The organism is Candidatus Pantoea soli (genome assembly GCF_007833795.1).
Classification (GTDB): Bacteria; Pseudomonadota; Gammaproteobacteria; order Enterobacterales; family Enterobacteriaceae; genus Pantoea; species Pantoea soli.
The window spans coordinates 2922940-2936097 of the sequence record NZ_CP032702.1 but is presented as its reverse complement, the minus strand read 5'-3'; the positions used below and the strand labels follow the sequence as shown (position 1 = coordinate 2936097).

12 protein-coding genes are annotated in these 13158 nt (G+C 59.4%); 8 read left to right on the top strand and 4 right to left on the bottom strand.

Annotated features, from left to right (window positions below):
• Positions 1-215: 215 nt before the first annotated feature.
• The 3 genes from xni to queF all read right to left on the bottom strand — a co-directional run bounded on the left by xni (position 216) and on the right by queF (position 3403).
• A complete protein-coding gene (gene xni, locus D8B20_RS13690) occupies positions 216-971 on the bottom strand; it encodes a flap endonuclease Xni (RefSeq protein ID WP_145889373.1) in 756 nt (251 codons plus the stop codon).
• A 36-nt stretch (positions 972-1007) separates the two neighbouring features.
• A complete protein-coding gene (gene ppnN, locus D8B20_RS13685) occupies positions 1008-2372 on the bottom strand; it encodes a nucleotide 5'-monophosphate nucleosidase PpnN (RefSeq protein WP_145889372.1) in 1365 nt (454 codons plus the stop codon).
• A 185-nt stretch (positions 2373-2557) separates the two neighbouring features.
• A complete protein-coding gene (gene queF, locus D8B20_RS13680; RefSeq protein ID WP_145889371.1) occupies positions 2558-3403 on the bottom strand; it encodes an NADPH-dependent 7-cyano-7-deazaguanine reductase QueF in 846 nt (281 codons plus the stop codon).
• Between the two features lie 62 nt (positions 3404-3465).
• Between queF and syd the strand changes: the two genes are divergently transcribed.
• The 4 genes from syd (at position 3466) to D8B20_RS13660 (ending at position 6163) form a co-directional block, all read left to right on the top strand.
• Entirely contained in the window at positions 3466-4014 is a 549-nt protein-coding gene (syd, locus tag D8B20_RS13675; RefSeq protein ID WP_145889370.1) for a SecY-interacting protein, read from the top strand.
• 587 nt (positions 4015-4601) lie between these two features.
• On the top strand, positions 4602-4925 hold the full coding sequence (locus D8B20_RS13670; RefSeq protein ID WP_145889369.1) for a YqcC family protein: 324 nt from the start codon (positions 4602-4604) through the stop codon (positions 4923-4925).
• Positions 4925-5704 (top strand): tRNA pseudouridine(65) synthase TruC, encoded by a 780-nt coding sequence (gene truC, locus D8B20_RS13665; protein WP_145889368.1) that lies wholly within the window; start codon positions 4925-4927, stop codon positions 5702-5704. The genes D8B20_RS13670 and truC overlap by 1 nt, the downstream gene beginning before the upstream one ends.
• 12 nt (positions 5705-5716) lie before the next feature.
• Positions 5717-6163: a flavodoxin gene (locus tag D8B20_RS13660; protein WP_145889367.1), complete on the top strand. Its 447-nt coding sequence runs from the start codon at positions 5717-5719 to the stop codon at positions 6161-6163.
• Between the two features lie 51 nt (positions 6164-6214).
• Here the strand turns inward: D8B20_RS13660 and garD are convergent, their stop codons facing one another.
• The gene (garD, locus tag D8B20_RS13655) at positions 6215-7774 is read right to left on the bottom strand and encodes a galactarate dehydratase (protein ID WP_145889366.1); all 1560 of its coding nucleotides are present in this window, start codon (positions 7772-7774) and stop codon (positions 6215-6217) included.
• Positions 7775-8282: 508 nt separating this feature from the next.
• Here garD and D8B20_RS13650 point away from each other — a divergent pair.
• From D8B20_RS13650 to garL, 4 genes are read left to right on the top strand one after another with little or no spacing between them, the layout of a single operon-like run.
• Complete coding sequence (locus D8B20_RS13650) at positions 8283-9629, top strand: MFS transporter (RefSeq protein ID WP_145889365.1); 1347 nt, start codon at positions 8283-8285, stop codon at positions 9627-9629.
• 9 nt (positions 9630-9638) lie between these two features.
• Complete coding sequence (locus tag D8B20_RS13645) at positions 9639-10985, top strand: enolase C-terminal domain-like protein (RefSeq protein WP_145889364.1); 1347 nt, start codon at positions 9639-9641, stop codon at positions 10983-10985.
• Positions 10986-10995: 10 nt separating this feature from the next.
• Entirely contained in the window at positions 10996-12327 is a 1332-nt protein-coding gene (gudD, locus tag D8B20_RS13640; RefSeq protein ID WP_145889363.1) for a glucarate dehydratase, read from the top strand.
• A gap of 53 nt (positions 12328-12380) precedes the next feature.
• A complete protein-coding gene (gene garL / locus D8B20_RS13635) occupies positions 12381-13148 on the top strand; it encodes a 2-dehydro-3-deoxyglucarate aldolase (RefSeq protein ID WP_145889362.1) in 768 nt (255 codons plus the stop codon).
• Positions 13149-13158: the final 10 nt, after the last annotated feature.

The window sequence follows — 13158 nt, the reverse complement described above, 5'->3', positions numbered from 1 at the left end:
AGACGGGAACCATGACCTGCTTTATCCTTTGCACGACAGCGGCACTGGCTGCGTTTGCCCGTCTCCGGTGACATACTGATGTATGCCCCCGGGGACAGGCGCTCTGGCCGCCTTGCTGTAGCACAAAGTATTTCGCAGGTGGCAAGCTGACGGGCTGACGGGCTGACGCCGTGTCACCTGGCGATGTCCGGCACCAGCCCCGGACGGGCGGTACGCTATGGCTGATAGCGCAGCGTATTCAGATTGCCCTGTAAAACCAGGTCGCGCTTCAGGGTAGCGACCTGACGACAAACCTCGGCCATCGCGCGCTGCTCACGTAATTTGCCCTGCCACTTGCCGGGCACCTGATCCAGCTGCTGATAAAGCGCTTCCAGCGAGCCAAACTGCAGCAGCAGCTCCCGGGCACTTTTGGGGCCGATACCGGGCACCCCGGGAATTTTACTGCTGCTGATGCCGCACAGTCCCCAGTAATCCGGCAGCTGCGCGGGCGCAACGCCAAACTCCTGCTCAATAAACGGCACATCCAGCCAGCGTTTCTGAAAATAATCACGAATGCGTATCGCCGGCGCCAGCAGCTGACAATAGCCTTTGTCGGTGGAAACGATGGTTGCCTGGTGACCGGCGTCAGCCATTTTTACCGCCAGCGTGGCGGCCAGATCGTCAGCCTCATCGCGATCGGCTGTCCAGCAGCTGACTCCCGCCGCGCGGAACGCCTCCTGTAATGCGGGCATCTCCTGCTGTAAATCCTCCGGCATTGGCGGGCGGCCAGCTTTGTAATCCGGCAGCAGCTGATGGCGCCAGCCGGGCTGACGAATGTGGCTGTCAAAAACCGCTACCACGTGCGTCGGCCGCGTGTGGCCAAGCAGCTGGTGCAGTGCCGCAGTACAGGCATCGCGGCACGGCGATCCCTGAACCGCATGCAAGCGGCGAATAAGATTAAGCGCGTCAATAATTAACAGATGAAGCGACATAGCGATAGGGCAGCCCGCAGGCTGCCTCCTGATAGGTTATTTGATGATTTCGTAGCAGGGGATATAGGCGCTGCCCGGCAGCTTCATGCGCTGCTGCGCCACAAAGCCCTGCAGCAGTTCGTCCATGCGGTGCATCAGCGCAGCATCACCGCGCAGTTTATACGGGCCTTTTTCACGGATTTCACGGATGCCCATCTCCTTCACGTTACCCGCCACAATGCCGGAGAACGCGCGGCGTAAATCGGCCGCCAGTTTTTCTGCCGGCTGGTCCGGGAACAGATTCAGGTTCGCCATATTTTCATGCGTGGGCAGGAACGGCACCTGCAAATCCGGCGCAATGCGGATTGACCAGTTGAAGCTGTAGGCGTCGCCGGTTTCGCGACGATACTCTTTGACCTGCGGCATGGCTTTCTTCATCAGGCGCGCCACTTCCGCCGCATCGTCGATGATGATTTTGTAGTGTTTACGTGCCGACTCCCCCAGCGTATTCACAATGAAATCATCCAGCACGCGGAAGTAATCCGCACTCTCGCGCGGCCCGGTCAGAATCAGCGGCAGCACCTGATCGTTATTGTGTGGATTCATCAGGATGCCAAGCAGATACAGCAACTCTTCCGCCGTGCCGACGCCACCCGGGAAGATGACGATGCCGTGGGCAATTCGCACAAAGGCTTCCAGGCGCTTTTCGATATCCGGCATGATGATCAGCTCATTCACCAGCGGATTCGGCGGCTCAGCGGCGATGATTGACGGTTCCGTCAGGCCGATAAAGCGGCTGTCGTGATAGCGCTGCTGCGCATGGCCTACGGCGGCGCCTTTCATCGGCGCTTCCATTACACCGGGCCCGCAGCCGGTGCAGATATTGAGCTCACGCAGGCCCATCTGTGTGCCGACATTACGGCAGTACTGATACTCCACGGCGTTGATCGAGTGGCCGCCCCAGCACACAACGGTGTTGGGATATTCGCCCACGTGCAGGGCACGGGCGTTGCGCAGAATGGAAAACACCAGGTTGGTGATGTGCGCGGAATCCTGTACGTCGGCGTCGCGATAGCGTCCGGCAGTAGAAAGCTGACCATTGACGAACAGAATGTCGCGCAGCACGGCAAACAGGTTCGCCTGGAGCGAGCGAATGATACGGCCATCAACGAAGGCTTCTTCCGGTGGGTTGATCAGCTCAAGTTTGACACCGCGCTCGCGGCGCAGCACGTTGATATCGAAGTTCTGAAAGCGGGAAAGCAGTTCGTGACTACTGTCGGTCTGGCTACCGGAATTGAGCACCGCAAGTGAACAGTTACGAAACAGCTGGTAGAGGTCGCTGCTGGCAGTTTGCTTCAGCATATCCACTTCCAGCTGGGAGAGCAGATCCATCGAGCCAAGAGGGCTGATATGTGTAATCAAGAGAACTCCTTTACACGCCAATGCGTGACTGATGACGCTGCGCTTAACGAACTGAGCGCAGTGACGAAAATCCTTTGAACGCTGGCTGTCACCCGTGCGCCTGTCTCAGAGTAACGTTACCCACCGTGAATGCTCAAGTGGAACCGCGCGTCCGTGCAGCGGCCTGCGAGATGTCTCGCAAACTGTTACTGGCGCACCAGACGGGAGTGGCAGGGCGTAAAGGGCACGTTGCTGCGCCACGGGTTAATATCCAGGCCGCCCCGGCGCGTATAGCGCGCATAAACGGTCAGGGCTTCCGGGCGGCAAAAGCGCTGAATATCATTGAAAATGCGCTCAACACACTGCTCGTGAAACTCGTTGTGCTGACGGAAGGAGACGATATAGCGCAGCAGCGCTTCGCGGTCGATACGTGGCCCTTTATAGCGGATCATCACTGATCCCCAGTCCGGCTGGTTGGTAATCAGGCAGTTGGATTTCAGCAGATGGCTGACCAGCGTCTCTTCAACCACTTCATTGCCCGCTGCCTGAGCCAGATAATCGGCACTGAAGCCGTAATCATCAATGATAATATCCTGCTCATCAATCACGCTGCCGTCAAAGTGGCCGATTGGCTGGCCTTCGATTTCGCTCAGGCGAAACAGCGCCACGCTGACTTCACCGCCAGCGCAGGCGCTGAGATCGCGCTCCAGCGTCTGCCGCACTGTGCCCCAGTCAGCGAATACCGTCTGATTAAAGCTGTTAAGATAGAGCTTGAAACTTTTGGACTCGATCAGACTGGCGCTGTCGGCGCGCAGCACCACTTCGCCAACGGCGACCTGCGGCACGCCTTTGCTGTTCAGCCAGGAGAGTTCATAGAGCGTCCAGATATCCGCCCCATGAAACGGCAGGGTATCCGGATAGAGACCCAGCGGCTCACGATTCAGGCTGCGCGGCACAGATTGCAGCAGCGTGTTATCGTAGTGATCAACATAAGCCGTGGGCTTACCCAGAGTGAGGCCGCTGAGCGCCGAATTACGATTTTCAGAAGACATAACGGTTACCACATAATCCTGTCAAAGGGGCTAAGTGTAACCGATCACCCGCGAGAAGATGAATGATGCAGCAAACTGCAGAGGCACTGCGTGAGTTTACCGCCCGATACGTTAATCACTGGCAGCAGCAGCAAGGTCATTTGCCGGCCAGCGAGGCGCTGCTGGGCGTGCCTTCGCCATGCGTAGTCAGCACGCTGCCGGACCGCGTGCTGTGGCAGCCGCAGCCGTTTACTTTGCCCGCCACGCTGGACGCGGTGGAGCGTGCGCTGGATATCCGGCTGCAGCCGGCCATCAGCGCTTTTTACACCACCCAGTTAGCCGGGGATATGACGGCGACATTTGCGCAGCGGCCGGTCTCGCTGGTGCAGGTCTGGAGCGAATCCGATTTTACCCGCTTGCAGGAGAACCTGATTGGTCACCTGGTCATGAAGCGCCGTCTGAAACAGAGTCCAACCCTTTTTATTGCCACCACTGACTCAGAGCAGGAGGTGATTGCCCTGTGTAATCTCACCGGGGAGGTCATTCTGGAACAGCCCGGTACGAAAAAACGCACGGTACTGGCGGCGGGGATTGAGACGTTTCTTAATGGTTTACAACCCGTTAGTGACTGATATGCAGATTTTCATCCCGGCATTTGTAAGATATATCGCACACCGCGTGTGAGAGATCGCCGGAACGTGTTGCAGACTTACGGAAGCTGGATTTGTAAAGATATTGTGAATCATGCAGTTATGGCATCATTCTGAAAATCAGGCTGCGATATGTTCATTTAACCGCCGTTAGCGGCTTGTTATTGCGATGGTTTCTGACAGAATAGTCACCACTGGCAGGAAGCCATGGATTGAGAGACGTTCAGGAGAATGTCAGCCAGGTGGCAGGAACGTAACGGAGTTTACGGCACACGGAAGGCTTCAGGATGAAGCAGGACACTCAGGATTGAGTCAGGGACACCTCCAGGACGGAGAATGAGAGCCACGCGGGATGTGGCGGGCCAGGATGCTAAGGACCAATGTCACGATGACAGGCGACGGATAGCGCAGGAACAGTTGTCATGGATGAGCAGGGAGCACAGCGGTGGCGGGAATGCTGCAAACGAACCGGGAGCACTGTAGATACAGTGCTCCCTTTTTTTATGCTGTTTTTCACCTCAAACGAGTAGTGATATGCTTGCCGCCCGATTTTGCACTGGAGGTGGCGTATGTCGCACCTGATCATTCAGCGGCTGCAGCAGGTTGAAGCGGTAATGCGCGAGCACGACCACTGGCAGACGCACGCGCCGGAGGCGGAAGCCTTCAACAGCACACAGCCTTTCTGTCTGGACACGCTGGAGCCATTAGAGTGGCTGCAATGGGTGTTGATTCCGCGGATGCAGGCGCTGGTCGCGGCCGGCGCACCGCTGCCGCACAACATGGCGATCACGCCCTATTATGAAGTGGCGCTGCCCGCAGAAACGCGCGGCTATACGGCACTGCTGGCCACGCTGAGCCAGCTCGACGCACTGTTCCAGGATCCCCTCGCCTGATGCTGGAGATCATTTACCAGGATGACTGGCTGGTGGCGGTCAACAAGCCGGCGGGCTGGCTGGTGCATCGCAGCTGGCTCGACCGTAAAGAGAAAGTGGTGGTGATGCAAACGGTGCGCGATCAGATCGGTCAGCACGTTTTCACCGTCCACCGGCTGGATCGCCCGACCTCCGGCGTGCTGCTGATGGGTTTATCCAGTGAGGTGGGCCGCCTGCTGGCGCAGCAGTTTGAACAGCACCAGATCCAAAAAACCTATCATGCCGTCGTGCGCGGCTGGCTGACGGGCGGGGCCACGCTGGATTATCCGCTGCTGGAAGAGCGGGATAAAATTGCCGACAAATTCTCAGCGGCACCCTGCGCGCCGCAGCCGGCGGTTACCGATTACCAGGCGCTGGCTCATGCTGAGCTGCCGGTGGCGATAGGCAAATTCACCACCGCCCGTTATTCGCTGGTGGCGATGTCACCGCGTACCGGGCGCAAGCATCAGCTGCGCCGCCACATGGCGCATCTGCGCCATCCGATTATCGGCGACAGTGCGCACGGCGATTTGCGCCAGAACCGCGGGGCCGCCGCACATTTCGGTATCGATCGCCTGATGCTGCACGCCAGCGCGCTGTCATTAAACCATCCGGTCACCGGCGAGCCGCTGGTGATCCGTGCCGGCCTGGATCGCGTGTGGCAGCAGATGCTGCAGCAGTTCAGCTGGCAGGATCAGCTGCCCGACGTGCCGAGGGTTGAGTTTGCGCCTGAGGCAGTCCAGGATAAGCCGACAGAATAAAGGAGCGGCAAGATGGCAAAGATTGGCATTTTTACAGGTACGGTATACGGCAATGCGCTGCTGGTCGCCGAAGAGGCGCAGCCGGTGCTGCAGGCGCAGGGCCATGAGGTGGAGGTGTTTGAAGATCCGTCACTGGCGGACTGGCAGGCTTACCGCCAGCACGTGGTGCTGATTGTGACTTCCACCACCGGCCAGGGCGATTTCCCGGATAATATCGCCCGCCTGTACGTCCAGGTGCGGGATGAGATCGGCCATCAGCCCGATCTGCGCTACGGGGTGATTGCACTGGGTGACAGCAGTTACCAGAACTTCTGCGGGGCGGGCAAAACCTTTGATGCCACGCTGCAGGAGCAGCAGGCACAGCGGGTAGGTGAGGTGCTGCTGGTGGATGCGATTGAACATCCGGAGCCGGAATCTGTCGCCACTCCCTGGGTAGAGCACTGGGGCTCACTGCTGTAGCGCTGACGCCTGCCGGCCCTCTCCCGCACGGGAGAGGGCACAGCGCGGACGTCAGGTCACCGGGGCGGGGTTAAATACCGCCAGCTGATTGCGAATCCCCCAGCGATCGGACCACGTCTGCCTGCGTCCGCTGGCAATCTCCAGCATCAGCTCAAACAGCCGCCAGCCTACCTGCTCAATCGTTTCTTCCCCGGTGGCGATAGTGCCGGCGTTGATATCCATTAAATCGTGCCAGCGGTGTGCCAGGGCGCTGCGCGTGGCCATCTTAATCACCGGAATAGCCGCCAGACCGTAAGGCGTGCCGCGGCCGGTGGTAAACACCTGCAATGTCATGCCGGACGCCATCTGCTGCGTGCCGCAGACAAAATCGCTGGCGGGCGTGGCGGCAAAAATCAGTCCGCGCTGCGTCGGACGCTGGCCGGGTGACAGCACTTCCACAATCGGGCTGCGGCCGGATTTGGCAATCGAGCCGAGCGCTTTTTCCACCACGTTGGCCAGGCCGCCTTTTTTATTGCCCGGCGAGGGGTTGGCGCTGCGGTCGGTTTGTCCCTGGCTGAGATACGCGTCGTACCAGGCCATCTCTTCCAGCAGCCGTTTGCCCACCGCTTCGTTCACCACGCGCGGTGTCAACAGATGAATGGCATCCCGCACCTCGGTCACTTCCGAGAACATCACGGTGGCACCGCAGCGTACCAGCAGATCTGCGGCAAATCCCACGGCCGGATTCGCCGTGACGCCGGAAAAGGCATCGCTGCCGCCGCACTGCAGGCCCACCACCAGCGCCGCGGCCGGGCAGGTTTCGCGCTGACGCTGATTAAGTTTCTGCAAATGGCGCTCTGCCACCTGCAGAATCTCATCCACCATCGCCCCAAAGCCGACGTGTCGTTCATCCTGCAAACGCACGATATCGCGGTCATCCAGTGAAATCGCCTGCACATCCGGCGTGCCTGTCAGTAGCCGCTCCGGCTGTAATTTTTCGCAGCCCAGGCCGACCACCATTACTTCGCCACCAAAATTCGGGTTCAGCGCCAGGTTATGAATGGTGCGAATCGGCACCACGGCGGCCGGGGCATTGATCGCCACGCCGCAGCCATAAAGATGATTCAGCGCCACGACGCCATCGACATTGGGATAGCGCGGCAGCAGGTCGCGTTCAATGATCTGCACGACATAATCCACCACGCCCGCCACGCAGTGCACGCTGGTGGTAATGCCCAGCAGATTGCGCGTGCCCACGCTGCCGTCGGCGTTGCGATAGCCTTCAAAGGTATAGCCTTCCAGCGGCGGCAGCGCAGGGGGCACCTGCGTAGCCAGGGGCAGGGTGTTCAGCGGCGGCGCGTCAGGCAGCGCCACCAGCGACTCGTCAATCCAGCTGCCGCGCGCGATCGGGCGCAGCGCGGTGCCAATGATCTCGCCATAGCGCACAATAGCCCCGTGCAGGGCGATATCACTCAGCGCCACTTTATGCCCCTGCGGCACATGCTCAACCAGCTGCAGCCCGTCGTCGAAGCGCGTACCGGCAGGAAGGCCCCGATCGTTGACCACAATCGCCACGTTATCGGCGTCATGCACCTTAATATAGAGCGGTTTTTCTGTCTGAGGTCGGTTCATTGCTTACCTTCCGGTTCGTCGCGCCGGACTGTGCGGCGCGCCTGAAATGCCTGTCGTCACGTCATCGTTATTTTGCCAGCCCCAGTATAGGCAGCGGGTCACCGCCTGCGCATTGTGCAACTGACCGGCTTTAAGGCGGTTTCAGTGCAGACATTGGGGGCTTTTACCAAATACAAGTGAAGGGAATCACAAAGTGCGCCTGCGCTGTGTGTTTTTTCACCGTTTTGCCGCCGTTATGCGGGGTTCCGTGAGCCACGCCGCAGCCTTATGTGCAGATGCCATAAAATTCGTTCTGCACAACGCCGAAACTCGGGCTTTCTTCCACTGTTTCGCCGCCGGGCTGTTCCTATACTGATTGCCGTTCTTCGACGTTTGGTTATTCGTCACGACGCATCATCGTTTGCCATAACAACAATCGCCGTGTTTAACCCAACATCATTCTGATACCCAACGCGATGTGTATGCAGTCAGAGTGAAAGTAGCGTTCGCTATATTTCAGGAGTGCATCATGAATAGTTACAGCCAGACAGCGGAAGCGGTGCAGAAGCGGACCAACGCCCGCTACTGGATTGTGGTGATGTTATTTATCGTCACCTCATTCAACTACGGTGACCGTGCCACCATCTCCATTGCCGGCTCCGCCATGTCAAAGGAAATCGGCCTCGATTCGGTTGGTCTCGGTTACATCTTCTCAGCTTTCTCATGGGCTTACGTCATCGGGCAAATTCCTGGTGGCTGGCTGCTCGATCGGTTTGGCTCCAAACGCGTCTATTTCTGGAGCATCTTTCTCTGGTCGCTGTTTACCCTGCTGCAGGGCTTCGTCGATCTCTTCAGCGGCTTTGGCATTGTGGTTTCGCTGTTTCTGCTGCGCTTTATGGTCGGGCTGGCAGAAGCGCCCTCGTTCCCGGGGAACAGCCGGATTGTGGCCGCGTGGTTTCCGGCGCAGGAGCGCGGCACGGCGGTCGCCATTTTTAACTCAGCGCAATATTTCGCCACTGTGATTTTTGCGCCAATTATGGGTTGGCTGGTGGCCGAAGTGGGCTGGGCGCATGTGTTCTGGTTCATGGGTGGGCTGGGCATCATCCTGAGCTTTATCTGGCTGAAAGTGATGCACGACCCCAACACCCATCCGGGCGTGAACAAAGCGGAACTGGAGTACATGGAGCAGGGCGGAGCGCTGATCAACATGGATGCCAGAAAGGCGGAGCGCAAAGTGAGCTGGGACGAGAAATGGTTCCAGATCAAACAGCTGCTTTCAACCCGCATGATGTGGGGCATTTATCTGGGGCAGTACTGCGTTAATGCGCTGACTTACTTCTTCATTACCTGGTTCCCGGTGTATCTGGTGCAGGCACGCGGCATGTCCATCCTGAAAGCAGGTATGGTTGCGTCTATTCCGGCCATCTGTGGCTTCCTGGGCGGCGTGCTGGGTGGCGTGATCTCCGATTACCTGATGCGCAAAACCGGCTCGCTGAATATTGCCCGTAAAACGCCGATTGTGCTGGGCATGCTGCTCTCTATCAGCATGGTGATGTGTAACTACACCGAAACGGAATGGGTGGTGGTGCTGTTTATGGCGCTGGCGTTCTTTGGCAAAGGCATTGGCGCGCTGGGCTGGGCGGTGATGGCGGATACCGCACCGAAAGAGATCAGCGGCCTGAGCGGCGGCCTGTTCAATATGTTCGGCAACTTCTCTGGCATCGTCACGCCGATTGCCATTGGCTACATCATCGCCACCAGCGGCTCATTTGAGGGCGCGCTGATCTACGTCGGCATTCACGCCTTTGTTGCCGCCTTCAGCTTCCTGGTGATAACCGGCGATATCCGGCGAATCGAACTTAAACATCGGGCATAAGGAGATCGCATGAATACGCAAAGTACCCCGGTTATTACTGAGATGCAGGTGATCCCGGTGGCCGGTTACGACAGCATGCTCCTGAATATCGGCGGTGCGCACAACGCCTGCTTCACCCGTAACATTGTGGTGCTGACCGACAGCGCCGGGCATACCGGCGTGGGGGAAGCGCCAGGGGGCGAAACCATTTACCAGACGCTGATGGCGGCGATCCCACTGGTCAAAGGCCAGCAGGTGGCACGCATGAACCGTCTGGTGCAGCAGGTGCATAAAGGCAACCAGTCGGCGGATTTCGCCACCTTCGGCAACGGCGCCTGGACCTTTGAACTGCGCGTCAACGCGGTGGCGGCGCTGGAAGCCGCGCTGCTGGATCTGCTGGGGCAGTGCCTCGGCGTACCGGTGGCCGAGCTGCTCGGCCACGGCCAGCAGCGTGAGGAGGTCACAGTGCTGGGCTATCTGTTTTATATCGGCGATCGCCGTAAGACCGACCTCGGCTACCTGAGCGGTGAATCCGCCAGCCACGCCTGGTATCACCTGCGCCATCAGGAAGCGCTGACGGCAGAGGCAGTGGTGCGCCTGGCGGAGGCGGCGCAGGATAAGTACGGTTTCAAAGATTTCAAACTCAAAGGTGGCGTGCTGCCCGGTGAGGAGGAGATCGCGACGGCGGTGGCCCTGAAAAACCGCTTTCCTGATGCGCGCATCACCGTTGATCCCAACGGCGCCTGGCATCTGGCGGAAGCCATCGCGCTGTGCAAAGGCATGGGCGATGTGCTGGCGTACGCAGAAGATCCGTGCGGCGCCGAGCAGGGCTATTCCGGACGCGAGGTGATGGCGGAGTTTCGCCGCGCCACCGGCCTGCCGGTCGCCACCAATATGATCGCCACCAACTGGCGGGAGATGAACCATGCGGTGATGCTCAATGCCGTCGATATCCCGCTGGCCGATCCGCACTTCTGGACGCTGAGCGGTGCCGTGCGCGTGGCGCAGCTGTGCGATGACTGGGGCCTGACCTGGGGCTGCCACTCCAATAACCATTTTGATATCTCGCTGGCGATGTTCACCCATGTGGGTGCGGCCGCGCCGGGCAATCCCACCGCGCTGGATACGCACTGGATCTGGCAGGAGGGCGAACAGCGCCTGACCAAAGCCCCGCTGCAGATCCGCAATGGCAAAATCGCCGTACCGGATAAACCCGGGCTCGGCATTGAGCTGGATTGGGATCGCCTGCAGCAGGCCAGTGCGCTTTATCACTCGCTGCCGGCCGGCGCGCGCAATGACGCCACGGCGATGCAGTATCTGGTTCCCGGCTGGTCGTTCGACCGCAAGCGTCCGGCGTTTGGGCGCCGTCATACATAAGGAGCAGGAAATGAGTCAGACACCGAAAATCACATCCATGCAGGTCATTCCGGTGGCCGGTTACGACAGTATGCTGCTCAACCTGAGCGGTGCCCATGCCCCGTTTTTTACCCGCAACATCGTCATCATCAAAGATAACGCCGGTCAGACCGGCGTCGGGGAGATTCCGGGTGGTGAAAAGATTCGTCAGACGCTGGAAGATGCGGCAGCGCTGGTGGTGGGCAAAACCGTGGGAGAGTACAAAAACGTGCTGAACCTGGTGCGCAGCACCTTTGCCGATCGCGATGCCAGCGGACGCGGCAACCAGACGTTTGATCTGCGCACCACCATTCATGTGGTGACCGGCATCGAGGCCGCTCTGCTCGATTTGCTGGGGCAGCATCTGAACGTGAACGTCGCCTCTCTGCTGGGCGAAGGGCAGCAGCGCGATAGCGTGGAGATGCTTGGCTACCTGTTCTACGTGGGCGATCGCAAAAAAACCGCGCTGCCGTATCAGAGCCAGGAGCAGGATAAGTGCGACTGGTATCGCCTGCGCCATGAAGAGGCGCTGACGCCGGAAGCGGTCGTCCGCCTGGCGGAAGCGGCGTACGAGAAATATGGCTTTAACGATTTCAAACTGAAAGGCGGCGTGCTGCGCGGCGGTGAAGAGGCCGAGGCGGTGACGGCGCTGGCCAGACGTTTCCCGCAGGCGCGCATCACGCTTGATCCGAATGGCGCCTGGTCGCTGAATGAAGCGATTCTGCTTGGCAAGCAACTGAAGGGCGTGCTGGCGTATGCAGAGGATCCCTGTGGCGCGGAGCAGGGCTATTCGGGACGTGAAGTGATGGCGGAGTTCCGCCGTGCCACCGGCCTGCCTACCGCAACCAACATGATTGCGACGGACTGGCGGCAGATGGGCCATACGCTGTCGCTGCAATCGGTGGACATCCCGCTGGCCGATCCGCACTTCTGGACGATGCAGGGCTCGGTTCGCGTGGCGCAGATGTGCCATGACTTCGGACTGACCTGGGGCTCACACTCCAATAACCATTTTGATATCTCGCTGGCGATGTTTACCCACGTCGCCGCGGCCGCACCCGGCGCGATCACTGCCATTGATACCCACTGGATCTGGCAGGAGGGCAATCAGCGTCTGACCAAAGAGCCATTCCGCATCAAAGGCGGCATGGTGCAGGTGCCGCAGAAGCCGGGTCTCGGCGTTGAGCTGGATATGGATCAGGTTATGCAGGCGCACGCGCTGTATCAGAAGCACGGGCTGGGCGCGCGCGATGACGCCCAGGCGATGCAGTTCCTGGTGCCGGACTGGCGATTTGATAACAAGCGTCCGTGCCTGGTGCGCTGATATTCTGCGGCTCGCCGCGGGCGAGCCTGTGCTGACTGACTGGAGCAAAGAACATGAGCAATGCCTGGCCGAATACCTTTCGCCGCCGTTTACTGGCCGGCGACACCCTGATTGGCAGCTGGTGCGCCCTGGCCAATCCACTCACCACCGAAGTGCTTGGACTGGCCGGCTTTGACTGGCTGGTACTGGACGGGGAACACGCTCCCAACGACATCACCACCTTTATTCCCCAGCTGATGGCGCTGAAAGGCAGCCGCAGCGCACCCGTGGTACGTCCTCCCTGCAACGAACCGATCATCATCAAACGTTTGCTGGACATCGGCTTCTACAACTTTCTGATCCCGTTTGTGGAAACCGCAGACGATGCGCAGCGTGCGGTGGCCGCAACCCGCTATCCGCCTGCGGGTATCCGCGGCGTTTCGGTTTCGCACCGCAGCAACATGTACGGCACGCTGCCGGATTACAACGTCACCATCAACGACAACATCAGCGTCATGGTGCAGATCGAAACCCAGCAGGCGGTGGACAACATTGATGCCATCGCTGCAGTGGAAGGCGTGGACGGCATATTTGTCGGGCCAGGCGATCTTTCGGCGGCGCTGGGGTATCTCGGGCAGCCGGCCCATCCGGAGGTGCTGAAAGTGATTCGCTACGTGTTTGACCGCGCCCGTTCCGCGGGCAAACCGGCGGGCATCCTGGCGCCGGTGGAAGCCGATGCACGCCGTTATCTGGAATGGGGTGCCAGCTTTGTGGCGGTAGGCAGCGATTTGGGCGTGTTCCGCCATGCAACCCAGGCATTGTGTGACAAATTCAGGCAGTAACTGACGAAGA